Below are 25526 nucleotides of genomic sequence, written 5' to 3' on the forward strand. Positions count from 1 at the left end.
AAAAATAATACTAAGAACCTCTAAAATGCCCAATATGCAACATTGCATATTGAGTATCTTTTCACTTTTGATACAATATCCTTACATCTATATAAAAGGAATGTATACAATGAATCCTATTTTAACAGCCGCAAAACAACTACTACATAAAGAAGAAAAGATTTTATCTACTTTAAAATGTTCACTTACTGACTATATAAATACGCATAAAGTCCCATATCCAGGCATGCTACTTGCTACTAATAGAAGACTTCTCTTTTTTAGCCAATATAAAAATACATTAATTTCCGAATTTGAGTATGAAAAAATTGTATCTATAGAAACGAAGAGAAGAATCTTTGATAAAAAAATAATATTTTATTATGAAGATGAATATATAACGGTGGGATACATTACAAGTTCAAATATTGAAGAATTCATAGACTTACTACAGAGAAAATGCAAAACTAGCACGGATTCATAATCAGTGGGGATCTCCCCGCTGATTCGTTATTTTAACTCTTCCCACTTCGTCCATACTTCTCTCCCGTTTATTTGGTACATATTATCCTCTCGATCCATAAACCCATGCACGATAAAGTGAAACTTTAATCAGTGGGGGTTTTATTCATCCCCCACTGATTATTAGCCCTCACCAATCGGGCTTTTACGGGCAGCCCGACTCCCACCTATCCTTACGGTTTAGCTATTTCCTGCATAAACCCAGCCATGCTCGCTAATAAACTAGTGAAAACGAAAAGTACAATAATAAGAGGGATAAGTTTGTCTTTATTTAAATTCGTTATCGTTTTTAAACCTATTCCTAATAAAACGTAATACCAAATATTAAATATATCTATTCTTTGAGCGATTGTATGTAGAATCATATTATCTGTTGCTATTACACCTAAACCTGTATAAGATATCTCATACCCACTTAGAGAAAATGCAATTAATCCGTTTAAAATCATCCCTAATCTTAATACAAACGAAGCATAAATGATTATCGGGAATGTTTCTTTATAGTTAATATCAACTCCAAAGAAAATCATAATGTTCTTATAGAATATAGGTGCAAAAAGTATAGCTACGATTCCACTGACTGCTGAAAATCCAAATGTAGTAAAGAAAGTTATGTATTTCGGAACAGTAAATCCCGTTTTATCATGAAACATACTGAGTGCAGGATTATTTAAAGAATTCCAAGACATTAAGGCACTTGAAATTATAATAAGCACAATTAAAAAGGCTAGTGGAAAGAATATATTTCTTTGATTCTTCATCCTTTTGAATTGTAGTGTTGGCGAAGTGAATATCCCAAAAATCGATGGTTTTCCAGAAATCTCTTCATGCATAAGACTACTAGCTTGCAAGAAAATCCCCCTTCCTCATTACATTTATAACTCTTCCCATTTCCTCCATACTTCTCTCTCATTTATACGATACACATTATCCTCCCGATCCATAAATCCATGCACGATAAACTCTCGTCTAATCGTACAAAAATCATCATGATATTGTTTTATGAATGTATTAATTTCTTTTTCCGTATACTGATTTTCAGCGTTTAATTTGCTAATCAAATGCTCTAACAATACTAACTTTTTCTTTTTTTGACCTGGAATCGATTTTAAACGCTCCTCTTTATCAAAAAAATTGCGAATGGTCGTATCACGAAATTTCATTTGGCTTTCGGTCATTTTGTTGTCCTCCATCAGTTTTTATGTAATAAAACTTTATTGTTTGTCCTTACTATTTTTCTTCATTCTTTTACTTACAACATCCATAAAGTAATACCCACTAATTAGCACATAGTAAACTACAAGTATTCCTAGTGCATCTTTCATATTTGTATATTTTTCTTTATGAAACAAGATAGGTGAAAGCGCGTAAACAAGAAAGATGATTAGCGGATTTACGATAAAATAATAAGTAAGATTTCCTTTCATCGTATCAACTCCCATGTAATATACTTCTATTCAAATTGTTGCAATTCCTGTTCTTTCATTTAGCCTAAACATGAGATATGGTAAAATTAAGGAGAAGATACTCTTTGGAAAGTAAGAACAATTCTGAGTAATATTCAAAAGACCATACACCAAATATGCAATGTTGCATATTTGGTGTATGGTCTTTCTTGCTATAATAATATCCATATAGATTGTATTTTAAATAAAGAAGGATTATATGCAATGAATCAAATTTTAGAGGATGCAAAACAACTATTACATCATGAAGAAAATATTTTATCCACTTTAAGATGTTCACTTACTGGCTATATTATTACACATAATGTCCCTCGTTCCGGAGTGTTACTTGCCACTAATAGGAGGGTTATTTTTTATGGACAATCATTCAAATGTTGTAAAAATGCATTGATTGTGGAATTTGAATATAAAAAAATTCTATCCATAGAGACGAAAAGAACATTCTTTGATAAAAAACTAATATTTTACTATGAAGACGAATATATAACGGTGGGACAAATTTCAAGCTCGAATATTGAGGGGTTTTTAAATGTAATACAGCGAAAAAGAATTCAATAAAGTGAAACTTTAATCAGTGGGGGATTTTGTTCATCCCCCACTGATTATTAGCCTACACCAATCGGGATTTTACGGAATAAAATACTTTTCATCTAAAAGAGAAGTACAGTTCACCTTTCTTACAACTGTATTTCTCTCTCATCCACACTTCTCTTAATTTACTTATCACCCTCATTCTTATAACCTATTATTAAAATTAATAAATTTCATATGGGAAATTATGTTACAATTAACTTATACATATTTTGGAGGGAAAATAGTGAAAAAAGCTATTATAGTATTAAGCATCCTATATCTTATTTTAACCGTACATACGGGAGCTGTTCTTTTAGGAAAAGAAGATTATAGAGGTGCTATCAATACATTAAAAGAAACGAAGGAAGTCTCTTCATTTCAATCTGCAAAAGACGGTGTGATTTTATTAAAAGGAACATTAACTACTACACAACCTATTACAGAGGAAAAACTTCAAAATAAAGAATTTGCACTTCTTGAAATTAATACATATAAACGACGAAAGGCAAATTGGAAAAACATTGATACCGAGCAGCATATTGCAAAGCAGCTCTTACTAAACAATGAGGCTCTTCCTGCATTAAAAGAAATCCGCTTCTCAATGGAACCAATTACACTGTCAGGAAAAGATATTTCCGCCGAAGACTACACACTAAAAAACGATGATACTCAATTAACAATTAAAGGTAAAGGATACCGATACACAGGAATAGAAAACAAATCAGACACTCTTATTTTTGGTATAAAAAACGGAGATACACTTGAAGGTTATAGTGGCTCTGAAATTCTAATAGGAAAAACAAAAGAGGACATTTCCAGCAACATGAAACTATATACTTTTGCTGAAAGATATGGTCCATTTGTTTGGATTGTAGCAACAATTATTCTTATAAGTATTGTTATATACTTGTTCCGTAAAAATAGAAAAACAAATGAACTTTCTCAACCAATAAAACAAGACCAATAAAAAAGGCACCATTTCGGTGCCTTTTTTATTGGTCTTATTTAAGCTTCAACCGATTGATTCTCAGCAATGTTTCTAAACTGGCGCTTATGCATCCAAGTTAATGAAACAATTGTTCCAAGTGATAATAAAACGATAAAGATCATTAATATCCCTATATTTTGCCACATGAAGTTAAAATCACCGCTTGATACGACTGCTTTAAATCCTGATACAGAGTATGTCATCGGTAGCCAAGCATTAAAGGATTGTAAATACTTCGGAATCAACTCTAGCGGGAATGTTCCAGCACTTGTTGTAAGCTGCATAATTAATGTTAAGATCGCAATGAAACGGCCCGCATCACCGAATGCTGTTACTAAACATTGAATTAATGCGATGAATGCTAAACTTGTAATAATGCTAAAGAGTATGAAGTATGGAATGCTTTGTACTTCTACGCCTAATCCGAATAGTAATATGACATCTGCTACTATTGCTTGAATAATACCGACTGATAATAAAACGCCAAACTTACTAATAAACCAGCTGAATCCTGATTTCGGAACGCCGACTGTATCGCGTAATGGGTATACGATAGATAATAGTAATGCCCCAACGAATAAACCGAGTGATAAGAAATACGGTGTAAATCCTGTTCCGTAGTTTGGAACTTCCGCTATTTTCTCCACCTTCACTTTTACAGGGCTTGCAAACATATCATACGTTTTATCCGTCCCTTTTACTTCTCCTGTTTTTTCTGCCCCTTCACCAAGTTTCTCTGCAAGTTCACCTGACCCATCATTTACTTTTACGAGTCCGTCTGTCACTTTTCCTGAACCGTCTGTTAGTTTATTTACTCCGTCGATTAGCTGGGTTGAGCCAGTTGCCATGTTATTTAGACCACCATTTAGAGTACCTAAGCCAGTTGTTACTTGACCCGAGCCATCTGCTAATTGATTTACGCCACCTATTATTTTGTTTGTTCCTACAGATAATGTACCTAAGCCGCCTGTCACTTGGCTTGAACCATCTGCTAATTGATTTACGCCACCTGCCATTTGATTTGCTCCTGCAGATAATGTACCTAATCCTTCTGTTACCTTTCCAGATCCATCTACTAATTGATTTTCTCCATCAATTAATTGACCTGATCCGTCTTTCAATCTATCAGCACCTGCTTTTGCATTACCTAATCCTTCACCTAATCCATGAAACTTACTTACAAATTCGTTTTGCGCATTCGTTAATTTCTTAATACCACTCGTTAAATTTTCCACCTCTTCTGGATTCGGCATTTTGCTTTGCATTCCACTTGTCTTTTCACTGATTTCACCTTTTAATTGTTTTACTTCTTCATTTAATTTGCTCGTTCCGCCTGCTACTCCGGCAGCTTTCTGTTGAACTGTCGCTGTACTTTTTGCCGCATTTGTTATAAATGGTTGTAACTGCTCTTGATATTCTTTTGGTAAACTTTCAATTTGCTTTTGCAAATTCACTACATCTTGTGCTGCATTTTTCGCATCTCCTGCTGTTGATTGAGTAAATTCATTTAACTGATTTACATTTTCTCCAGCACCATCTATTTTCTGATTTACCGTATTTAATATAGTAGGAACTTTCGACTGCATTTCCTCTAAGCCTGCAACAGAGTTTTTCACTGTACTATTTAACTCTTGCAAACCCTTTTCAATTTTTTGAGAGGCTCCCTCTAATTGATTTTGTCCGCCAACAAGTTGTTCCATACCATTTGATAATTCATTCGTTCCTGTTTTTAATTCACCTGTTTTACTTACTAATGTATTCAAACCTGCTGTTACTTTCTGAGACCCATCTTGTAATTTCCCTATACCTGTCTGCATCTCACCTGTTTTACTATTTAATGCATTTAAACCATCTGTTACTTTTCCAGACCCATCTTGTAATTTCCCTATACCCGTTTGTATTTCACCTGTTTTGCTATTTAATGTATTTAAACCATCTGTTACTTTTCCGGATCCATCTTGTAATTTATTAGATCCATCTGCTAATTTCTGAACTCCATCCTTCATCTCACCAGATTTCCCTTGAAGTGTATGGAGCCCATCCGTCACTTTACTTGATCCATCATGCAACTCACTAGCTCCATCATGTAACTTATTTGCTCCGTCCGCTCCATCTGCTAATCCTTTTGAGACGTCTTTAATGGAATCAAACATTTTCTCTGCATATGTTTTCGTTAACGTGCTTGATACTTCACTTTTAATTTTTTCAATAGCTGTACCTCCAATTTGTGAAGATAAGAAGTTTAAACTTTCATTTGGAATATATTCTAAGTTTAATGGTTTCGGATCGTCTTGTAATAACGTTGTAGCGTTGCTTGAGAAGTCATCTGGAATACGTACTAACATGTAATACTTTCTGCCTTCCATTCCCTCTTTCGCTTCTTTTTCACTTACAAATTCCCATTTAAAACTTTTATTATCTTTTAAGTTATCAACGAGCCCTTTCCCGACCTCAATTGGTTTCCCATCAAGTTCTGCGCCTTTATCTAAATTGACTACCGCAACTGGCAAGTCATCTAGCTGTTCATACGGATCCCAAAAGGCCCATAAAAACATACCCGCATATAAAATCGGTACAAACAAAACCGCAATGATTGGGATTAATATTTTTTTACTTTTTATAATCTCTGCAAATTCTTTACTAAGCAACTTATGCCATTTCATAATTTATCCCCCTTTTCAAAAATGACCAAAATGTATTTTTAGTCATTTTTACCCAAATAAAAAGGCTATATCTGTTCATACATATGCCTTATCCCCGAATTTATACTATGCACATTTTCATCTACTTGATTATACTATTTAACCACCTTTCTCATATAATTGACCACTTCGTTCAATTAGTCATTTTTTATAATATTAAAAGGATTATCTTAATTTGACAATCCTTTTAGTAAATAAAGTTCGAATAATTCCGAGATCTTTTCTTTTTCTAACGGTTCATGATTTTTTTCCCAATCAAAAATAAGCGATACGTATAGGCGAAGCATAATAAATGCTGTAATTTCTGGATCACATTTGCTAATCTCACCTTTTTCAATCGCAATCTCTAAATAAGATTGGATGACAGAAATGATTTCCACATCTACTTGTTGCATCACTTCTTGTACTTCTTTCGTTCCCATATCACGCTCTTCTTGAATTAGTTTAATCATGAGCTGATGTTCTTTTCTAAATTCTAATATGCTATATAATGCTCTATGTACATTTTCAAAAAATGAAATATCTGAACGAATTGCATTTTCTGCAACTTGCTTCATTTCTGTAATTAAATTAGAAATAATTTCGCCAAATAGTTCTTCTTTATTTTTGAAAAAAGTATAAATTGTTCCTTTTCCTACATTCGCTAACTTCGCAACTTGATCCATCGTCGTCGCCTTATAACCGAATGCTGAAAAAGACTTTGTTGCAGCTTCAATAATAGAACGTTTTCGATCTATCGCCACATCGTCACCTCCAAAAATGACCAATTGGACAATATAGTCAATCGGTACATATTTGATATTACCACACGCTTACATTCTATACAAGTTCTCTTTTTTTAGTTATTCCCAGTTTAAAAAAATCCCAGTCAATCTATATAATACTGTCATAGTGTATCAGAAAAAAAGGGGAAAGGAAAAGATGTTCTTCAGATATAATTTTTATGAACAACTTTTTCTTATTTCAGCGTAGAAAACGTAATTTTGTCTAAACTAGAATTCAATATGTCCTTTCTTTTCCTTTCACTCTGACAATCTTCTTCTACAGTTAAACCTTACCTAACAACAACAAAATCCTTCGTTTTCTAATAAACAAATAAAAAAACAAGAAAATCCTTACATTTAATAGTAATATAGAAAGTAGACAGATTTATAAAAATAGTGGAGGCTTTTTCAGTCATGATGCGTGCGCTTCGTTTAAATATAAGGCAAGCTTTTTGTAATCGTGTTTCTTTAATTATTATGTTTAGTGGATTAGCTCTTATTTCTATTTATCATTATTATTATGTAATTCGTTATTCAGGAGACACAGCGAATGGGGCTATAGCAACTGCTTTTAAATGGATCGGGTTTCGTAATAATGAAATGGAGATTTATTTATTATTAATGCCTGTTATTGCAAGTTTACCATTTAGTACGAGTTATAATTCCGATAAATCCGATGGTTTCAAAACTTTTATAAGTAAGGAAATTTCCCTATTCTCGTATTCCTTTACAAAGTATATCGTTACATTTTTCTGCGGGGGATTTCTTTATACTTTACCGTTCATTCTTTCTTTATTACTTTGCAAATTAACAATTCCAAATGGAGATCCAACCGTCGGTACTAGCATGATAAATGGCAACGGAATGTTCGCAGAGTTATATTTCTCTTCTCCCATCACTTATATTTATCTATATATTGGGATTAATTTTTTATTCGCTGGTTTAATGGCCCTCTTAGGTTTAGCAGCGTCCACATGGTCACAAAAGGATTACATGGCACTTCTATTCCCATTGGCAGTTACTTCCATTCCCTTCGTCCTGCTAAATACAATATTCCCTACAATAGGCGGAGCACCTATTCACTTATATGATCCAAAACAACCATTACACGGGATGTCACCGTACATTTTACAATGTACATTTTTCTTCCTTGTCAGCTTATTCATGTACATTAAAGGATTACAACGGGACCAAAAAAGATATATGAGAAGACTTCAAAAACGAGATCGATGTAGAAAAGCTTTTCAGCCATTATAAAGTGAAACTTTAATCAGTGGGGGTTTTATCCATCCCCCACTAATTATTAGCCTTCACCAATCGGGCTTTTACGGGCAGTTATCTCCCAACTAACTTCTTTGCTCCAACTGAATTTTGAGGTGGGAGTTTTACTGCCCGGCGAATAGCGGGATAAAAACCTAATTTCCTCACGTTATCTTGGAAATTAGGTTTTTTATATTCATTTACGGCGTACCAGCCAATCCCCACAAAATCACGACAGCCGCAAAGTAAATTGCTTTAATAGCTACCACTAAACATAATGAAATAATTGCATATTTACTTAATTCTCTTCTTGCACCGATTAAAGTAAAAATAACCGCCAAACTAAACGTTATATAGGAAGTTGCTGTATTTAGTAAGTAATACATACTATCTAGATTCTGTGTAAGCCCTGTTATATCAGCTAGAAACTGAAGCATGACGATCGTACTAAAAAAAATTGCAAGCTGATTCATTAATTTTCCGTTTATTCGGGCTACCATATGTCTACACCTCCCTGCATTAAAGAATGAATATTCAATCTATTTTACCATGAAAATTCCTAATAATGTAAAAGAACGCTTAGTATATTTCTAAGCGTTCTTTCTCGACTATTTAAGAAGCCTTCTTCAAATCAATTTGAGCAAGTACTGGATCGTGGTCACTTACACGTCCATGTTCTTTCATAATGTTTGAGTTTAAGTGTACTGGGTCTACAATTGTGTGCGGTGCAATGTTATTTGTTACTAAAATATGATCTAGCACTTGTGCGTTACCTTCATGAATGTACGTGTAACGATTCTCTTTCGGCACTGTGTTTAACATATCTTTTAATATCGTTCCCTCTAGTGCTTCTAACGGTTTAGAGAATTCAAAGTCATTCATATCACCTAATACAACAACTGGTGCATTCGTATTCTTTTTCTGAATACCTTGTACGAAATGATTCACTTCTTGTGCTAATTGAACTCGTTTTTCTTCACTCTTTAATACGAGCGGCTGCACTTTTCCAAATGGCGTTGCATCTCCTATTTTTGAGTTTAAGTGATTTGCAACTACAACGATGTTTTGTCCTTGGAACGTAAATTCTGCTGCTAATGGTTTACGTGTACTTTCAAATAATGGATTTTCATCTCCAATACGAACAACATTTTTATCAAGTAACTTCGGTACTGCTGCTAATTTCACGCGTGATGGATTATAGAAGAAACCGACGCGAATGTTCGCTCCTGGTGCTCCTCCGTCTTGATTATTGTTCGGAGCAATTTCTACATACTCATACTTCGGTCCACGAATTTCTAATACAGCATCAATTACACGTTTTGCGCTTAATGAAGCATCTGTTGTACCATCATTAATTGATCCATTATTATCTTGCATTTCCTCTACACCGATAATATCAGGCATTTTCAAGTTATATTTAATAGAATAAGCTAACGCTTTTACCTTTTCATCTGTTGTTTCTTTTTTGTTCGCTGAGAAGTTTTCAATATTATATGTAGCAACTGTTAACTTATCAAGACGCGGCTGAATATTTGCCCCTACTTGCTTAAACCCACCGTCCGTTACAGATGGTAATTCCGTTACTGGCGAAATGCGGTACGCACCGTAGTCATATCCTATTACACCTGTTATATTACCAGTGAACGTATCTCCTACTTTCGCGACATAATCACGAGGTACTTTTACAGAAAGACGCTCTGGGTTTAATTGCTCTTTATCTAATAGCGGTGTGCCATACTTCGTTATAACTTTATCCCCACCGTTTTTTACTGTTACATATAAGTTACCATTTTTCTGAGGAGCGATAATTTTTGGTGTTGGCATCGTAACGCGCATGCCTTCTACACTCTCATAAAAATCAATTGCATCTTCGTTCGGATCAAATAGACCAAATCCATCATTATCAATAATTTGATCTGGGATTTTCACTCCGTTTTCTCCTAATACAATCGCTTCTGGTAAAATCTGATTTTGGGCGATTACACCAATGCGACTCGCTTTAATTTCAGTCGTAGTTAAGTCTGTTTCGAATCGTTCTGCATATCCAGGTCCAACATATTCTTCTACTTCTCCATCAACTTGGACAAGGTCTCCTACCGCTACATTTGCATCTTTTTTGTATACGTAAATACCTTCTGAAGTAGCTGGATCATTATCCGGCTGATTATCTTCTATATAAAAACCGTTTTTATCAAGCGCTGTGACAATGCCTTCCACATTGTTTACTTTCTTCCCAGTGTAAGGGGAAATATGTGATTTCCCTTGAATATCATGAATACGAACTGGTTCATTTTTTACGATAATAAATGAAAATGTTGAAATCGCTGAAGAAGTAAGCCCTTCTTTTTCTGCGATTGCTTTCACTACACTATTTTCATTCACTATAATTTGTCCGTTATAACGAACGCTTTTATTTGTAGGATTAGAGCCATCTAACGTATAGTAGATTGTTGCTCCTTCTGTATTCGTTGTTAATGTTACCGCTGTTCCTTTTGCAACTTCCCCGCCATTTGGTGATGCCACTACATCGCTAACGCGGTTTTGTTCTTCGCCTTGAAACTTATGAGCTGTTACTGATTTTAAACCTGGGCTACCGAAATATAACTCAAGCGTCCCTGTCAACCTAACTTTCTTCCCGATATTTTCAGGATGATCTTTCACATTTACTGCCGATCTCACATCGCCTTTTGGCAATTGAACAGGCATGATCTTGTCTGGATTCGTTTCGTTTGGCGAATCGGCAATTGCCACGTTTGTATCGTCAAACTTAGCCGGATCTTTCGTGTATTTAGAAGGACCTTGCGTATACCCAACGATATATCCTTCCACTATCCCCTTCGTTTTCCCTTGCTGCTTAAATACTTGAATTGCTTTTTCTACTGACATAGAAGTAGTTTCTTCCGCCTGCGCTAAAGTTCCAGTAAATGAAAGCAATAGCATCAATGATAAAAAGACACTTAATAATTTCTTCACAGCCATCTCCCTCTCCCTATTTCATATTTTCTCAACATATCTATCATAACAAATGATTCGTTATATAGAATCATATTTCGACAAGTTTTACACAAAATTCATTTAATTTACAACTTTTCAAACTATAATACAAAATAACTTATATAGGTTTATTGACTAACAGGTATTTTATCCAATAAACAAAACGCCTTCAATATAATTGAAGGCGTTTTGTTTGAACTATTTTAATGTGCGACTAATTCGGTTTCCATTTCTTTCTCTAAATGAGATAACACACACTTTGCCGCTCTCTCGCCTTGCTCAATACAAGCCGGAAGACCAGAACCAGCGTAAGAACTACCTGCCAAATACACACCTGGCAAGTCTTCCTCCATAAATGTTGTGAGCTTCTTCATTCGCTCTTTATGGCCAACTGTATATTGAGGCATCGCTTCTTTCCAGCGGCTTACAATTGTAAACTCTGGATCCTCTGTAATATCCATTGTCTTTTGTAAGTCTTCGAGTACAAGCTGCACAATTTCTTCATCAGTTTGTTCAACAATCGCTTCATCACCTGGGCGTCCGACGTAACAGCGAAGAAGCGTTTTTCCTTCTGGCGTTGTATGTGGCCATTTTTTATGTGTCCACGTACACGCTGTAATCGTATAATCACTATTTCTTGATACGACAAATCCCGTACCTTCAATATCACGCTGAATTGCAGACTTCGGGAAAGCAAGTGCCACGTTTGCAACAGATGTAGACGGAATGTTACGGAAGAAACGAAACTGCTTGTACTGCGCAAACATAGACGGCAATACTTTATGCGGCGTCGCAACTACAATCGCGTCTGCTTCCATTTCTTTTCCGTTACTAAGAGTAATCGTATAACTATCACCAAGTTTTATAACTTTTTCAATACGAGTTCCCTTCATTACCATATCATTAGGAATCTTCACTTCAAGAGATTCTACTATAGATTCTAAACCGGTTTTCACAGTTTTAAAGATTCCCTTTTTCAATTCAGCCTTCTCTTTCTTTGGAGCGAGCGTACGCATACCGAGTGAAATGCTACGGTGCTCCTGTTCAATTTGATAAATTTGAGGGAATGTTGACATTAAACTCATTTCATCAATATCCCCTGCATAAATACCAGATAATAATGGCTCAATTAAATTTTCAACGACTTCATTTCCAAGGCGATGCCTGAAAAACTGCCCGAGTGATTGATCAGATACTGGTTTTGATCTAGGCATTAACAGATCAAAACCAGCTCTTAATTTACCAATTGGGGAGAACAATCCGGAAAATAGAAACGGCGTAATTTGCGTTGGAATTCCCATCATTGAACCGCTCGGCATTTTATGTAACCGATTGTTTACAAGGATAAATGATTGACCGGCCTTATTATTTACAAGTTCATCGCCAAGTCCTAATTCTTTCACTAATTTAGCTGCACTCTCTTTTCTTGTTAAGAAAGAATCAGGGCCACGTTCAATTGTAAATCCATCTTTTTGAACGGTTTGAATTTTCCCGCCAAGTTTACCGGACGCTTCTATAAGCAATGCATCTATCGGCAAGTTTTTTTCACGAATTTCTTTTTGTAAGTTATACATTGTTGTTAATCCTGTGATGCCACCGCCGATGATCACAACTTTTTTCCTCAAGTAAGCTCCCCCTTTCTACTTACATTACAGATTCTTTTTTCTTTAATACAACATCTGCTAAACAGTCGATAAATGCGTCCGATGCGTTTGGCATTTCTGGACGATAATATTTCGCGCCAATTTCATCCGTTACAACTTTACACTCAAAGTCATTGTCATATAAAACTTCTAAATGTTCCGCAACAAATCCAACTGGTGCATATACGAATGAACTGTATCCGTACTTTTCATTTAGTTCTCTCGTTAAATCTTGTACATCTGGACCAATCCAAGGATCTGGTGTATTTCCGGCACTTTGCCAGCCAACTGCATAATTTGCTACTTCAGCACCGCGTGCAATATAGTCAGCTGTTTCATTTAATTGATCTGGATATGGATCGCCAAGTGCGATAATTTTTTCTGGTAAGCTATGTGCAGATACGATTAACACAGCTTTTTCACGTTCTGCTTCTGACATACCGTTATATATACCTTTCACTGCATCAACCCAATACTGAATAAATTTCGGTTCTTTATACCAGCTATCGATGCCGTGAATTGTTAAGTTTCCAAGTTTTTCTGCTTCTTCTTGCGCTCGTCCTACATACGACTTCACGCTAAAAGTAGAATAGTGAGGGGCAAGAACGAGTGCAATTGCATCTTCTATTCCATCTTTATGCATAGCTTGTACTGCATCTTCAATGAACGGTTCAATATGTTTTAAACCAAGATACATATGGTACTCTACTTCATCTTGCATTTCATTTAAACGCGTCTCTAACTTTTTAGCTTGCTCTAATGTAATAGTAGCTAAAGGAGAAATACCACCAATTGCACGGTAACGCTCTGTTAAATCTTCTAGCATTTCAGGACTTGGCTTTCTTCCTCTGCGAATATGTGTATAGTAACGTTCAATATCTTCTTCTTTATATGGCGTTCCGTATGCCATTACAAGCAAACCAATTTTCTTTTTCATACAGACAATCTCCTTTACTTCGCTAACTGTTCTTTAGAGTACTCATGAATAAATGTAGTTAAGCGTTTTAATGTATCTGGATTTACTTCTGGGAATACGCCGTGACCTAAGTTAAAGATGTAACCTGGCTGCTTCATCCCTTGATCTAAAATACCTTTTACATGTTCTTCAATAACAGGCCAAGGTGCTAGTAAGAATGAAGGGTCCATATTTCCTTGTACCGCCTTATGAACGCCGCGCGCACGTGCTTCTTCGATTGATAAGCGCCAATCTAAACCTACTACATCAAGCGGTAAGTCGTGCCATTCATTCACTAAGTGTCCAGCACCAACACCGTGCATAATCATTGGAACACCCATCGTGCGAACTTCTGCAAAAATACGTTCCATCGCTGGTTTAATAAATATGCGGTAATCCGCTACATTTACTGTTCCAACCCAAGAATCGAAAATTTGAACAGCTTTTACTCCTGCGTTAATTTGCGCTTTTAAATATGTAATAACCATATCTGCAAGCTTATCCATTAAAGCGAACCAAGCTTTCGGCTCTGCATACATAAACGCTTTCGTATTATGATAGTTACGAGAAGGACCGCCTTCAATCATATAGCTCGCTAACGTAAATGGAGCTCCTGAAAAACCGATTAACGGTACATCTAACATTTCTGTCGTTAATAAACGAATTGTATCTAATATGTAAGGTACGTCATCTTCTGGATTGATTTCCCCTAGTTTTTCTACGTCTTGTAAAGAACGGATTGGCTTATCGATAACTGGGCCAATACCAGATTTAATTTCCACATCAACACCAATTGCAGGTAGTGGTGACATAATATCTTTATAAAGAATTGCTGCGTCTACGTTATATTGATCAACTGGCAACTTCGTAACGTAAGCGCACAACTCTGGATTATGTGTAATTTCAAATAAAGAATAGTTCTCTTTTATCTTTCTATATTCCGGCTGTGAACGACCTGCTTGACGCATATACCATGCTGGTACATACTCTGTACGTTCCCCCCTACATGCTTTTAAAAATGTCTCATTTATAGTTCTTACCAAGACCCTAGCTCCCTTCCTTACCAATGCTTTTTCTTTAAATATGCTCTATTCCAATATTTATCTTTTTTTACTATACAGCTTGTAAAAACAAAATGCATAACATTATGTACGTTGTTCATTAAATTGACACAAACGTTCGTAAAACCGTTTACTATTTTCACAACATTCTTATTATAGCACAGAGAAAAACTACGGTTTAGCTACTTTTGACTTTTCTCCTTCACGGTTCGTTTGTGTGTTATATGGCACAACGTAAAAACTTGGTTTTGAGAATATATTAATAAACTTTTCCTCATATTTACCTGTTCCTTTTACCGTTCCAACGTGCGTATGAATTCCTTTTTCAACTTTATAAATCCGGTACATAATTCGCTCATCAGGAAGCGGTGTCCAGCTTAGTTTCATTGCAAATAAACCGAAAGGACTAAAAGCTAGTTTTGCTTCCACGTTTTGAATCTTATCTAAACGAATTGGCAGTCCAATTGTTTCAACACCTTTTGGCCTATGAAAACTCGCTTTATCTTGTATATTTGCTTTCGTTAAAATCTTTTTAAATAACATCGTTGCAGATGCAGTTCCATCTTGTAATTGATGCTCTTTATCGGTGCGGTCATAGCCAATCCAAACTGCACCTACTAAATTTGGTGTATATCCAACGAACCACATATCACGCGCACCATGGTCATCATTCGGCAGTGAAGTTGTGCCTGTTTTTCCAGCTAAAGCTCCATTATATACACCAGCTTTCGCCGTACCTTCTTTCACAACTCCTTCAAGCATCTTTGTCATATACCATGCCGTTTGCTTCGAAAAGACTTTCGTTTCAGCTTTTGATGATTCTCCAATGACTGCCCCGTGTCTATTTAACACTTTATCAATAACGTGCGGTTCTATAATATTCCCGTTTGCTAAAAAAGATCGGTACATTTTGACAAGATCAAATGGAGAAACACCATTTTTTAGCCCGCCAAGTGCTGTGCTTAAACCTGAGTCCGCAATATGAACATTCCCTTTCTCTAAATATTGCTTTCCCTCATCTACCCCTAATTCATTTAATAAAGATACAGCTGGCACATTTGCTGATTCTAATACCGCATCGTACATCGTCATCTCTTGCGTATACTCATGATTATAATTTCGAGGTTCATAACCTTCAAACGAACTTTTTTCATTCGTTAATAAAGAATATGGATTATATTTCTTCGTCTCGAGTGCAGGTCCATATACGATAAGTGGCTTTAAAACAGAACCAGGCTGCCGCTTTGCAAAAACACGATTAAGCCCTCTCGGAACATACTCTCTTCCGCCAATCGCGGCTTTAATTCCGCCAGTCTGGTTATCCATTAATAAAAATGCACCTTGCGCCCCGTTTTCTTTACCAGGGAAATTTTTCGCATCTTGAAACTGGTTATATGCTACCTTTTGAACTTTTTCATCCATCGGTACGACAAACGTATATCCTCCGCGTAGTACCTCTTGATGCGATAAACCATATAAACGTGCTGCTTCATCTATAACCATATCGATATACGGCATATATGCGAGTTCACGTTCATCTGCATTTTTATAAAGAGCGATTGTTTTTCCTTGGTAACGAACGCTATCTTCCGCTGTTAAATAGCCTTGTTTATGCATTAGTGACAAAACAAGATCACGGCGTTCCTTACTCTTCTCAGGAGATAAGTACGGTGAATAGCCATTTGGCGCTTTCGGAAGCCCTGCAAGCATCGCCCCCTCTTCCACTGTTAAATCCTCTACATTTTTATTAAAATACAATTTAGCCGCCGCTTGAATACCATACGCCCCATGACCGAAATAAATATGGTTCATATACATTTCAAGAATTTGCTGCTTCGTATATTTTTGCTCTAATTGAAGAGAGATTGCGACCTCTTTCAATTTACGCGTAAATGTTTTTTCGCGAGTTAAAAAGACATTTTTAGCTAGTTGCTGCGTAATCGTACTACCGCCTTCTACCTTCTCTCCAGCTAAAGCGTCTTTATAAAGCGCCCGAAATATGGAAGGGTAATCAATTCCTTGATGCTCATAAAAACGAGAATCTTCCACAGCAATAAATGCTTGCTGCACGTACTTTGGAATTTCTTCGATCGGCACGAGCTCTCTATTTTCTACATATAATTTCGTAATTTCTTTTCCTTTCTGGTCAACGATACGTGATGAAGAGTGGAAAACAAGCTGCTTTTCATCCATCATATAGCCACCAGTTAATACAATAAGTTTATAGAGTACAATCGCTACTACGAACGTTGCTAACCCGCCTAATAAAGTCCACTTTGCTTTCTTCATACATCGGCCTTCTTTCCAAATGATGGTACATTTATTATTTGAAAAAGAAGTATCTTTATGTATATAATCTTCGAAGTTTTTCACAAGAATTGATATAATAGAGACAAATCATAAAGGGGGCATTAAAATGAAGGCTATTATTTCATACGAAACACCTCTAGAACAAGCACATTTCACTGCAAAAAATAACGAAAAAGGTATGTTTTATAAAGAAAATACTGAAGAATCTGTAGAATCCGCACTTCAGTATGACGTATTAGACGCTGTTGGAGAATTTAAAGGACAACCTGGCTACATCGTTTGTAACAACATTTCTGTAACAGACGAAGGTCGCCCTGTATTTGAAAACCGCTTTAAAAACCGCGCTGGCCTTATTGAAAACGAACCAGGTTTCCAAGCAATCCGCGTTCTTCGCCCATTAAGTAATGATACATATGTCATTTTAACGATGTGGGAAACAGAGCAAAACTTTAAAGACTGGACAGAATCACGTTCATTCGAAAACGCTCATAAAAAACATCCTGCACAAGCAGAAGGACAAGCACAAGCGCATCCACATGCAGAACAGCAAAAAAGCATTTTCTCTCGCCCGTCGTTCGTGACTACTTTTGATGTGTTAGTTTAGGTTTCTTGGTTTAGAGACCGCGGTACATGAAATTATATCGGCGATTTTTCGAATATATCGACTTATCGACAAATCATGACACAAATAAAGGAAACACCATTACACGGTGTTTCCTTTTTCTTTGTACCAATTATATACGTGAAGCGCGTCTTCTTTTCGCATATGCTTCACTTTATACCTATGCCCCGCTACCGATACCGCAGCTGTACATAGCTCGTCTTTCTTTTGAAAATGCGACTGATTGTATCCTACTACTTGAACATGCCTTCTTCGCATGATTCCTGTATATTTCGCAAGGCCTCGGTACACCATTACTAACTGATTTTCTCGTATCATATATCCACCACTTTTATACTTAGCATATGCAAGTAACGTAAATACAATAAATAGCGGTATAAGAACGAACAACGCAGTATGTTGTTTAAAATATATACTCGCACCGGCGATCGGCACAGCGAGCACAGCACTTGTAATCCAGCCCATTACGACATAACGGCGCAATGCAGCCTTCGGGAAATGAACGATTTCTTCTTCTATTTCATACGGCAACTGTAAATAGGCAAGTAACTGCTGTACATCTTTCTTCTTCATAAAAGGATGTAACATCACTTCATTCCCGGCAGATTCTATACTTTGAATGACTTCCACTTCGACAGAACAATAACCGAAAGGCTGGCGGAGAATTCCTTCTTTCACAGTAATCGCTTGAATGCGGTGTAGTTTTAAAACAAACTCTTTCTTATCAAATAATCCTTGTACAATGCGAACTTCATTTCCTTTTCGCTCTATTTTAAAATTAGCATATTTTAACGCATAACCAGCTGTCGAAACGACCCACGAAACCGCCATTAAAATCGCGGCCATAACGATTAATTCATATACACCGTTATCCATCACATACGCTTCCACTTTATTTATGAGCCATTTTGGAAGAAATTCATTAAACTCTGTGTAAAGGATTACTAACATAGAAAACACTAATCCAAATCTGCCAGATGTAATAGATGCGAATAAAATTTCTTTCGCTGTTAACTGATACACTGTCTTACTTTCTTCTTCTGCGGGCGCCTCTTCACTCACAACGCTTCTCTCTTTATGTAATAAAGCAATCAGTTCCTTCGCTTTATCTTCTCTAATACCAGCTAACATCACTTCTGGCTCACTACCGCCGCCCGCTACTTCTATATTTAATTTTGTAAGTCCAAGCATTTGATAAATGATATTAGAAGATGTACTAATATTTTGCACACGGTCTTTATTTAAATAACTTTCCTTCTTCACAAAAACACCGTGTTTTATATGTAAAATATTACTCTCAATCCAGTACACTTTGAAATACCATTTTACAGCTGAAAAAATAGCCATAATAAATAATATAGCCAAAAGAACAAGATGTAAGAAATACCAAGGCTCTACTTCACCATCTGAACGAAATAGAACAAGAAAAATAAAAGGCAACAAAGTCGCAATTCTAATACCTAATAAAATCGTGATTGGATGCTGCCTCTTATACATCCTCATCACTCACTTTCGCAAGCTCTCCAATTTGGCTTTTCAACTGCTCTGCTTCTTCTTTCGTTAAACCTGGAATACTATGAGAAGTTGCCGCTGTTGAAATATGTAATTCTGCTAAATTATACTTTCTCATAATCGGTCCTTGTTCAATCGTTACATGCTGCACGCGGATCATCGGAATAAGTACGCGCTTCACAACGAACATTCCCTTTTGAATCTCAATCTCTTCTTCATTTAATCTGTAACTATAATAACGTTGACGTAAATTTTGAAACAAAAAATAATCAAGTGGGATAAATATAATAGCGCCCGTTACTAACAATCCAAACAACCAGCCCCACCAGTTAAAGTTAATCATAAAAAAGAAATACGCAATTACGACTGCTAGTATAACCGCTGCCCCAATTAAAGCATGAATCCTCCACACTTTTAGCATATTAGAATGAATCTCCTTTTCTAACGGCTGCATCTCATCACTCCAATTATATGAATTTATTAATTATATATTAGCAGAAAATAAGGCTTTATATACAGTTTTGTAAAATTATAGTTATCACATCGTATCGAGCATTTCTTTAAAATTCCCTTCATTAATGGAATACACTTGAAACTGAATGTAATCTAGTTCATTCGTATTAGGACGAGCAAATGGCAAAATATTAAATTTGGAAGCTGATCTTCCTAACATATCCGTAACCATAAGAGCAACATCTATATACTCAAAATCTATACGGAATACTACCGCTTCGCCTGTAAATTCATACTCTTTAATCGCATCATAAGACTTATTCGCACTAATCAGCATCACTTTTAATAGTCGGTTTAAATTTTCTGGTTTGAAATTAACCATGGACACAACTCCTTTTCTTAATAAAGTGAAACTATAATCAGTGGGGGTTTTGTTCATCCCCCACTGATTATTAGCCTTCACCAATCGGGCTTTTACGGGCAGTTAATGCGGGATAAAACACTACGAAAATAGTGTAATCTTTTACTTTCATAGCTTCACACATTCATTATATTAAAAATAAAGCTAGTTTTTTATAATTTTTTTGATATAATTACTTACGGGAAAAGGGAATACATTTATCTTCCCTTGTGTTTTTTATTTGCATCTAGTACTTTTGCTAGATGCTTTTTTTTATATCATTTTTACTTATAAACCACTTAACAAATTTGCTTCCAACTAGCATCCTTCACATCTTCGCTAGCCGGCTTTCTAACTGATCCAACACAACATTCCTCGCAAGCACCAAATGCAATGAAATTTTTCTGCGCTTGCCTTAGCGAAACTTCATTTGCTCCGCCTTCATAGTCAGGATCGTTAAACTGAACAGGATCATCTTCCCAATAACATATATTACAAATTTCATATGTACCTGGTGGTTCTTCTTCTAATGTTTTATATCCGCAGCATAGACACGTGTATTTCATATAATCACCTTATTTCTCTTCATATGTAGTCCTGCTTACTAAAAATGTAATAGAGCAAATGACAGTTAGTCCCATAAAGTACATCATTACAACAATACGCGTATTTTCATATATTGTAGGTAACCCGTCAGATATAACTTCATAACCAAAAACAATACTTATAGCTAAGAGAATATATAAAATTAAGGATGGAATAAAATGTAGCTTTACAGGTAAAATAACACACCTAAACAATATCTCCCCAAGAAGACAGCCAACTAAAACAACAGGGATTCCAATTATCAAAGTAGCAGCCAACATGTTGGCCATAGCAATAAAAAGACTCGTAAAAATAGAAAATAGCCCTCCTTCGAAAATCCCCTTCTCATCGTATATTTGAACCATCGTCATTGAAATAAATAAGCTTAATAAAGAATGGGAATATGGAATTAAAAATTTGCTCACTCTCATTCACCTCACTTTTTCCTTTACATATATTATTCATTATTTTCTATCATTTTCACATGAAAAAATAACCCTCTATGATAAAACATAGAGGGAAGAATTTCTATATAAAGTGAAACTTTAATCAGTGGGGGTTTTGTTCATCCCCCACTGATTATTAGCCTTCACCAATCGGGCTTTTACGGGCAGTTGATCTCCCTCCTGAATTTTGAGGTGGGAGTTTTACTGCCCGTTAATTCGGGATAAAAACCTATACCTTATCCTGAAGTGAACCCGAAAACAGAACACATATCAAAACACCTAAACCATCTGTTCCCTATATTCTTTAGGGGGATAAGTGGTTTAGGTGGTTTATTAGAAGGTAGTACCTTCTTTTTTATAATATTCTTTTGAAATCTCTTCATAAAATGCTGCCGATGTCGCGTAGAAATAAGGTGCTAACCATAAGAAACCGATTCCTAACGTAAGAATACTTAAAAGGAACCAGCCAAGGAAACTTAAGCATAGTAAAAAGTAATCCATTTTATGTCCATTCATCATACGGCGACTTTCGGTAATTGCTTGATTCGCTGTGTATTCTGGATGATCATTCAAAATAAAATACGTCATAGCATAAGAAAATGATTTAATTATACCCGGAATAATAAGAAGTAATGTCCATAGAATCAAGTATACATACATTAATAAATATGTTGAAAACGACTTCAGAAGCTTACTTCCATCGCTAAACCATCTAAATATATGACCAATGCGAACACTAGTCCCGCGGATTGCATTTAAAACAAGATAATAGGCGCCCAGTGTTAACGGACCTATAACAAGCATTGCAATAATACTTACTGTAAGCGAATCACTTGCTTCTTTCCAACCCCAAAACATTGAGAAAACACCTGTGATTAGAAATTCAACAGCTCCAATAAGGATTCCAAGTAATAGCGTTGCACCTACCGCTAATCCCCATTTTCCTCTTAATGCATCAAGTGCTTCTCTTTTTAACTGACTTATCATATATAACCTCCTAAAATTACTCTATATTAGTATACCATTTATATCAGGAATTTCACGAATTCCCCTGAAATAGAAGCGTACTAAAACTAGTCCAATTGCAAACTACTCATTTCTCTATAACAAAAAAGCCTGCCCTTCATACTAGGCAAGCCATTTCAATTAATTCTCACTTATTCTCTTCTTATACCAATCCTGCATTCTCTCCGCATCTTCTACTCTCGTATGCTCTAGTTTATAATTCGATGATGCACTAGAAAACGTATACGTACATAAATCCGCTCGGCGCTGGAAATATGATTGTGTTTTTTCAATTGATTGGACGTGTCTTCTTCTTACAAGTCCTGTATGTTTCCCAATACTACGATGTACCATTGTAATTTGCTCTCCGGTTACACCATAACCATTTGTTTTAAATGTTGCGTATCCAAGTGTAAAGATAAGGATAGCGAGTGGTAGTAAAGCCCACATGATGTAATACTTTTCAAAGTATATGCTTATTCCTGTAAGCGGGATTGCTAGCATTGCGAAGAAAATGAAACTATCAATTAAGTAACGACGCAGCGCTGCTTTTGGTAATGATGTAATGTTTGTATTCAGTTCATATGGTAACTGTAAATGTGCGAGTAACTGTTGCACACGACTCTTTCGAATAATCGGATGCAGTGTAACTTTGTCATTCTCTTCTCCCATTCCCTTACTTTGAATGACTTCCACTTGCACAGCACAATAACCGAATGGTTGACGTAAAATACTTTCTTTTATCGTAATCCCTTGAATACGGTGCAATTTTAGTACAAGTTCTTTCCTTTCAAGTAATCCTTGCGAAATACGAACTTCATCATTTTTTCGATTTACTGTGAAATTACCATGTTTTAACGCATATCCAATTGTGGATATAATCCAAGAAACGACGAGCAAAATGGCTACCATGTAAATCCAGCCATATATATCATGATCCATTACATACGACTCTACGCTATTTTTTATCCATTTCGGAATGTACTCATCCACTTGGTTATAAACGACAAATATTAAAGAGAATAATAATCCAAATTGACCAGATGTAATAGACGCTAATAAAATTTCTTTCCACGTTAACTTGTACTCTGTCGCTTGTTTTTCCTCTGTAATAATTTCTGTTTCTACTACTTCTTCTAATGTTTCTTCTGCTTTCACTTCTGGAGTTGGCCCATTTAGCATTGCAATAAGCTCAGTCGCCTCTTCTACTGTAATACCAGCTAAGCTAACTTCTGCATCATCGCCTCCGCCAGCTGTTTCGATTTTAATTTTCTTTAGTCCTAACACTTGATACAGCATGCCTGAACTCGTATTAATCGTTTGGACACGTTCTTTATTTAAGTAGCTCTCCTTCTTCACAAAGAGCCCTTGTTTAACATGTAATACGTTATTTTCAACCCAGTATGTTGTGTAATACCATTTTTCAAACGCTGAAAAAACGGTGAGTAAACCGAATCCAGCGGGAATTAAATACCAAAATGGGAACTTTCCGTTTAAACTAAACATGAAAATAATTAATGGTATAAAATCTGTTAATTTCAATTCTAATAACATCGTGATTGGATGCTGTCTCTTATACATCCTCATCACTCACTTTCGCTAATTCTGCGATTCTCGTTTTCAACATTTCTGCTTCATACATCGTTAAGCCGGGAATGCTATGAGAAGTTGCTGCCGTTGCAATATGTAATTCTGCTAATCCATGTTTTCTCATAATTGGTCCTTGTTCAATTGTAACGTGCTGTACACGAATCATCGGTACTAATACGCGCTTTACGACGAAAAGACCGTGCTGAATTTCAAGCTCTTCTTCATTTAATTGATAGCTATAATAACGCTGACGTAGTTTCGGGAATACGAAGTACGAAAATGGTACTAGCGCAACTGTTAATCCAACCATCACATACAAAATCCACGCCCACCAATCAAACTTTATCATGAGGAAAAGGTATACTAAAATGACGAGAATACCTATCCCTTCTTCAATTAATGCCCGAACTTTCCACACCTTGATCATGTCAGGGTGAATTTCATTTTTCAATGCCTCCATATAACCACTCCAAGTCTAGTAATCTAATATATGAATTCTCTTAATCTACATTTTACATAACTTTACATAAAATTGAAATTTTATTGTTTACCCTCTTTTTTCTCAGGAATAAAATATCCGAACCAAAGTAGCCAAACTAAACTAATTAATGCGAACCAACCTTTATCCGCTTGAAAAGCTTCAATCATACCTGGAATTTTATACACTCCCACAAATCCCAGAAAACCGAGCCACCAGTTTTTTTGCATTTTCACCTTTATCCCCCCTTCATTACGTTTTTCACATTTTGAATCCAAATTTCTTTATACTTTAACTGGAATCCTATTAATATGTAATTACTCATATTATCAATAACGAGCGCTAACGTATGCGCGTTTTCTTCTGTTGCATGTTGTGACACAACACCAAGTTCCACACCTTGCTTTAATAAATCGTGGAATCCATTTAAGAAATCTTTTTGTATTTCAAATAAGCGTTTCTGGTACTTTTCATTTCGCGTCGCAGTTACGATGAATTCATTTATGACGCGTAATATGCCTTCTTGACCTTTATACTCAGACAACATATGTAAACCATCTGCAATTAACTTTTCTGCAAAGTTTTCTTTCGTATATTGTTCTTTATCGAAGTAATTGACGAAATAATATCCAGAAAATATTTCTTCAAATAAAAAGTCAACTAGAGCTTCTTTAGACGGAAAATGATAATAAATAGCTGGCTTTGATATGCCTACTTCTTTCGCAATCATTGAAAGACTCATCTTCTCAATGCCATGCTCGGCCATTAGTTTAAATGATGCCTCTACAATGTGCTGCGATGTTTGTAAATTTTTTGTCATACTGTACCTCTTCTATTTTTACTTACCGGTCGGTAAATAAATTGTAAAATGAAAAGGAATGATTTGCAAGTTAATTAGAGTTTTAAAAGGAACTTCTTGATGAACCTAGAAAAATATAAAGTAAAAACAATGTATAACGATAAGGAGGATTTTCATATGGGATCTGGCGGTAAAGGTGATAGCGGCGGCGGTGAAGATGGTAAGAGTGGTAGTAGTGGGCTTTTATTACAGAATTTACGATACGGGAAAGCCCACGCAGGACTTTAGTCCGTCTTTAGACGTGGGATGAAAGCATCGTTTTTGCATAGCAAAACATGGTATACTTTACCCATAGTCATGCAAAAGACTCTAAAACGACTGTTCTCTGAAAACAGAATACATATGAGGTTGGGGTAGCC

27 protein-coding genes and 1 pseudogene are annotated in these 25526 nt (G+C 35.8%); 6 read left to right on the forward strand and 22 right to left on the reverse strand.

Features of this window, described 5'->3' with window-relative positions; genetic code table 11:
- Positions 1–109 precede the first annotated feature (109 nt).
- The gene (locus ACE38F_RS22605; protein ID WP_215555500.1) at positions 110–463 is read left to right on the forward strand and encodes a PH domain-containing protein; all 354 of its coding nucleotides are present in this window, start codon (positions 110–112) and stop codon (positions 461–463) included.
- Between the two features lie 26 nt (positions 464–489).
- Here the strand turns inward: ACE38F_RS22605 and ACE38F_RS22610 are convergent.
- The 4 genes and pseudogenes from ACE38F_RS22610 to ACE38F_RS22625 all read right to left on the reverse strand — a co-directional run.
- Positions 490–591 (reverse strand): annotated as a pseudogene (locus tag ACE38F_RS22610) (DUF2087 domain-containing protein); the annotation flags it as partial.
- An 83-nt stretch (positions 592–674) separates the two neighbouring features.
- A complete protein-coding gene (yknW, locus tag ACE38F_RS22615; protein WP_375370284.1) occupies positions 675–1352 on the reverse strand; it encodes a YknW family membrane protein in 678 nt (225 codons plus the stop codon).
- A gap of 24 nt (positions 1353–1376) precedes the next feature.
- A complete protein-coding gene (locus ACE38F_RS22620; RefSeq protein WP_375370285.1) occupies positions 1377–1679 on the reverse strand; it encodes a DUF2087 domain-containing protein in 303 nt (100 codons plus the stop codon).
- 36 nt (positions 1680–1715) lie between these two features.
- A complete protein-coding gene (locus tag ACE38F_RS22625) occupies positions 1716–1928 on the reverse strand; it encodes a hypothetical protein (RefSeq protein WP_000678023.1) in 213 nt (70 codons plus the stop codon).
- 243 nt (positions 1929–2171) lie between these two features.
- Between ACE38F_RS22625 and ACE38F_RS22630 the strand changes: the two genes are divergently transcribed.
- Both ACE38F_RS22630 and ACE38F_RS22635 read left to right on the forward strand, forming a co-directional pair.
- The gene (locus ACE38F_RS22630) at positions 2172–2525 is read left to right on the forward strand and encodes a PH domain-containing protein (protein ID WP_033715691.1); all 354 of its coding nucleotides are present in this window, start codon (positions 2172–2174) and stop codon (positions 2523–2525) included.
- A 220-nt stretch (positions 2526–2745) separates the two neighbouring features.
- Entirely contained in the window at positions 2746–3507 is a 762-nt protein-coding gene (locus tag ACE38F_RS22635; RefSeq protein WP_215555498.1) for a hypothetical protein, read from the forward strand.
- 38 nt (positions 3508–3545) lie between these two features.
- Here the strand turns inward: ACE38F_RS22635 and ACE38F_RS22640 are convergent, their stop codons facing one another.
- A complete protein-coding gene (locus ACE38F_RS22640) occupies positions 3546–6191 on the reverse strand; it encodes a YhgE/Pip family protein (RefSeq protein WP_375370286.1) in 2646 nt (881 codons plus the stop codon).
- Positions 6192–6400: 209 nt separating this feature from the next.
- Positions 6401–6973, reverse strand: coding sequence for a TetR/AcrR family transcriptional regulator (locus ACE38F_RS22645; protein ID WP_088077914.1), 573 nt, complete (start codon positions 6971–6973; stop codon positions 6401–6403).
- Positions 6974–7408: 435 nt separating this feature from the next.
- Here ACE38F_RS22645 and ACE38F_RS22650 point away from each other — a divergent pair, with 435 nt between their 5' ends.
- Complete coding sequence (locus ACE38F_RS22650; RefSeq protein ID WP_375370287.1) at positions 7409–8251, forward strand: hypothetical protein; 843 nt, start codon at positions 7409–7411, stop codon at positions 8249–8251.
- A gap of 203 nt (positions 8252–8454) precedes the next feature.
- Here ACE38F_RS22650 and ACE38F_RS22655 read toward each other — a convergent pair whose 3' ends face one another.
- From ACE38F_RS22655 to ACE38F_RS22680, 6 genes are all read right to left on the reverse strand, one after another.
- Entirely contained in the window at positions 8455–8754 is a 300-nt protein-coding gene (locus ACE38F_RS22655; protein ID WP_375370288.1) for a hypothetical protein, read from the reverse strand.
- A 112-nt stretch (positions 8755–8866) separates the two neighbouring features.
- A complete protein-coding gene (locus ACE38F_RS22660; RefSeq protein WP_375370289.1) occupies positions 8867–11233 on the reverse strand; it encodes a DUF6359 domain-containing protein in 2367 nt (788 codons plus the stop codon).
- Positions 11234–11451: 218 nt separating this feature from the next.
- Complete coding sequence (gene hemY, locus ACE38F_RS22665; RefSeq protein ID WP_215555493.1) at positions 11452–12873, reverse strand: protoporphyrinogen oxidase; 1422 nt, start codon at positions 12871–12873, stop codon at positions 11452–11454.
- Between the two features lie 19 nt (positions 12874–12892).
- A complete protein-coding gene (gene hemH, locus ACE38F_RS22670; RefSeq protein ID WP_002158974.1) occupies positions 12893–13828 on the reverse strand; it encodes a ferrochelatase in 936 nt (311 codons plus the stop codon).
- A 14-nt stretch (positions 13829–13842) separates the two neighbouring features.
- Entirely contained in the window at positions 13843–14889 is a 1047-nt protein-coding gene (gene hemE / locus ACE38F_RS22675) for a uroporphyrinogen decarboxylase (RefSeq protein WP_215555492.1), read from the reverse strand.
- Between the two features lie 189 nt (positions 14890–15078).
- On the reverse strand, positions 15079–17196 hold the full coding sequence (locus ACE38F_RS22680) for a transglycosylase domain-containing protein (RefSeq protein WP_375370290.1): 2118 nt from the start codon (positions 17194–17196) through the stop codon (positions 15079–15081).
- A 127-nt stretch (positions 17197–17323) separates the two neighbouring features.
- Here ACE38F_RS22680 and hmoB point away from each other — a divergent pair, with 127 nt between their 5' ends.
- On the forward strand, positions 17324–17821 hold the full coding sequence (hmoB, locus tag ACE38F_RS22685; protein WP_375370291.1) for a heme-degrading monooxygenase HmoB: 498 nt from the start codon (positions 17324–17326) through the stop codon (positions 17819–17821).
- 99 nt (positions 17822–17920) lie between these two features.
- Here the strand turns inward: hmoB and ACE38F_RS22690 are convergent, their stop codons facing one another.
- From ACE38F_RS22690 to ACE38F_RS22735, 10 genes are all read right to left on the reverse strand, one after another.
- Positions 17921–19336, reverse strand: coding sequence for a PH domain-containing protein (locus ACE38F_RS22690; protein ID WP_375370292.1), 1416 nt, complete (start codon positions 19334–19336; stop codon positions 17921–17923).
- Positions 19329–19805 carry a PH domain-containing protein gene (locus ACE38F_RS22695; RefSeq protein WP_375370293.1) on the reverse strand — a complete coding sequence of 159 codons (477 nt, stop codon included), beginning with the start codon at positions 19803–19805 and terminating at the stop codon, positions 19329–19331. The genes ACE38F_RS22690 and ACE38F_RS22695 overlap by 8 nt, the downstream gene beginning before the upstream one ends.
- 84 nt (positions 19806–19889) lie before the next feature.
- Positions 19890–20186, reverse strand: a complete 297-nt coding sequence (locus ACE38F_RS22700) for a protoporphyrinogen oxidase (RefSeq protein ID WP_215555487.1) — start codon at positions 20184–20186, stop codon at positions 19890–19892.
- A 317-nt stretch (positions 20187–20503) separates the two neighbouring features.
- Positions 20504–20770 (reverse strand): CPCC family cysteine-rich protein, encoded by a 267-nt coding sequence (locus ACE38F_RS22705; protein ID WP_375370294.1) that lies wholly within the window; start codon positions 20768–20770, stop codon positions 20504–20506.
- Between the two features lie 9 nt (positions 20771–20779).
- Entirely contained in the window at positions 20780–21214 is a 435-nt protein-coding gene (locus tag ACE38F_RS22710; RefSeq protein ID WP_375370295.1) for a hypothetical protein, read from the reverse strand.
- 354 nt (positions 21215–21568) lie between these two features.
- Positions 21569–22222 carry a DUF975 family protein gene (locus ACE38F_RS22715; protein ID WP_375370296.1) on the reverse strand — a complete coding sequence of 218 codons (654 nt, stop codon included), beginning with the start codon at positions 22220–22222 and terminating at the stop codon, positions 21569–21571.
- Positions 22223–22381: 159 nt separating this feature from the next.
- Positions 22382–23821, reverse strand: coding sequence for a PH domain-containing protein (locus ACE38F_RS22720; RefSeq protein ID WP_375370297.1), 1440 nt, complete (start codon positions 23819–23821; stop codon positions 22382–22384).
- The gene (locus tag ACE38F_RS22725) at positions 23814–24290 is read right to left on the reverse strand and encodes a PH domain-containing protein (protein ID WP_375370298.1); all 477 of its coding nucleotides are present in this window, start codon (positions 24288–24290) and stop codon (positions 23814–23816) included. Before ACE38F_RS22725 ends, ACE38F_RS22720 begins: the two co-directional genes overlap by 8 nt.
- Before the next feature lie 80 nt (positions 24291–24370).
- Positions 24371–24544, reverse strand: coding sequence for a hypothetical protein (locus tag ACE38F_RS22730; protein WP_375370299.1), 174 nt, complete (start codon positions 24542–24544; stop codon positions 24371–24373).
- 2 nt (positions 24545–24546) lie between these two features.
- Positions 24547–25128: a TetR/AcrR family transcriptional regulator gene (locus tag ACE38F_RS22735; protein ID WP_375370300.1), complete on the reverse strand. Its 582-nt coding sequence runs from the start codon at positions 25126–25128 to the stop codon at positions 24547–24549.
- 156 nt (positions 25129–25284) lie between these two features.
- Here ACE38F_RS22735 and ACE38F_RS22740 point away from each other — a divergent pair, with 156 nt between their 5' ends.
- The gene (locus ACE38F_RS22740) at positions 25285–25395 is read left to right on the forward strand and encodes a sporulation protein YjcZ (protein WP_375370301.1); all 111 of its coding nucleotides are present in this window, start codon (positions 25285–25287) and stop codon (positions 25393–25395) included.
- The last annotated feature ends 131 nt before the right edge of the window (positions 25396–25526 follow it).

It is taken from the genome of Bacillus altaicus, assembly GCF_042136375.2.
In the GTDB taxonomy this organism is placed as follows: domain Bacteria; phylum Bacillota; class Bacilli; order Bacillales; family Bacillaceae_G; genus Bacillus_A; species Bacillus_A cereus_U.

Bases quoted from the DNA above. Each gene is read 5' to 3' on its own strand.
- ACE38F_RS22740 (WP_375370301.1), top strand. From the start codon at position 25,285: ATGGGATCTGGCGGTAAAGGTGATAGCGGCGGCGGTGAAGATGGTAAG.
- ACE38F_RS22635 (WP_215555498.1), top strand. From the start codon at position 2,746: ATGTTACAATTAACTTATACATATTTTGGAGGGAAAATAGTGAAAAAA.
- ACE38F_RS22605 (WP_215555500.1), top strand. From the start codon at position 110: ATGAATCCTATTTTAACAGCCGCAAAACAACTACTACATAAAGAAGAA.
- hemH (WP_002158974.1), bottom strand. From the start codon at position 13,828: ATGAAAAAGAAAATTGGTTTGCTTGTAATGGCATACGGAACGCCATAT.
- ACE38F_RS22715 (WP_375370296.1), bottom strand. From the start codon at position 22,222: ATGATAAGTCAGTTAAAAAGAGAAGCACTTGATGCATTAAGAGGAAAA.
- ACE38F_RS22660 (WP_375370289.1), bottom strand. From the start codon at position 11,233: ATGGCTGTGAAGAAATTATTAAGTGTCTTTTTATCATTGATGCTATTG.
- ACE38F_RS22720 (WP_375370297.1), bottom strand. From the start codon at position 23,821: ATGTATAAGAGACAGCATCCAATCACGATGTTATTAGAATTGAAATTA.
- ACE38F_RS22735 (WP_375370300.1), bottom strand. From the start codon at position 25,128: ATGACAAAAAATTTACAAACATCGCAGCACATTGTAGAGGCATCATTT.
- ACE38F_RS22695 (WP_375370293.1), bottom strand. From the start codon at position 19,805: ATGCAGCCGTTAGAAAAGGAGATTCATTCTAATATGCTAAAAGTGTGG.
- hmoB (WP_375370291.1), top strand. From the start codon at position 17,324: ATGAAGGCTATTATTTCATACGAAACACCTCTAGAACAAGCACATTTC.
- ACE38F_RS22625 (WP_000678023.1), bottom strand. From the start codon at position 1,928: ATGAAAGGAAATCTTACTTATTATTTTATCGTAAATCCGCTAATCATC.
- ACE38F_RS22705 (WP_375370294.1), bottom strand. From the start codon at position 20,770: ATGAAATACACGTGTCTATGCTGCGGATATAAAACATTAGAAGAAGAA.
- ACE38F_RS22650 (WP_375370287.1), top strand. From the start codon at position 7,409: ATGATGCGTGCGCTTCGTTTAAATATAAGGCAAGCTTTTTGTAATCGT.
- ACE38F_RS22655 (WP_375370288.1), bottom strand. From the start codon at position 8,754: ATGGTAGCCCGAATAAACGGAAAATTAATGAATCAGCTTGCAATTTTT.
- ACE38F_RS22680 (WP_375370290.1), bottom strand. From the start codon at position 17,196: ATGAAGAAAGCAAAGTGGACTTTATTAGGCGGGTTAGCAACGTTCGTA.
- ACE38F_RS22630 (WP_033715691.1), top strand. From the start codon at position 2,172: ATGAATCAAATTTTAGAGGATGCAAAACAACTATTACATCATGAAGAA.
- ACE38F_RS22700 (WP_215555487.1), bottom strand. From the start codon at position 20,186: ATGGTTAATTTCAAACCAGAAAATTTAAACCGACTATTAAAAGTGATG.
- ACE38F_RS22725 (WP_375370298.1), bottom strand. From the start codon at position 24,290: ATGGAGGCATTGAAAAATGAAATTCACCCTGACATGATCAAGGTGTGG.
- ACE38F_RS22640 (WP_375370286.1), bottom strand. From the start codon at position 6,191: ATGAAATGGCATAAGTTGCTTAGTAAAGAATTTGCAGAGATTATAAAA.
- ACE38F_RS22620 (WP_375370285.1), bottom strand. From the start codon at position 1,679: ATGACCGAAAGCCAAATGAAATTTCGTGATACGACCATTCGCAATTTT.
- ACE38F_RS22690 (WP_375370292.1), bottom strand. From the start codon at position 19,336: ATGTATAAGAGGCAGCATCCAATCACGATTTTATTAGGTATTAGAATT.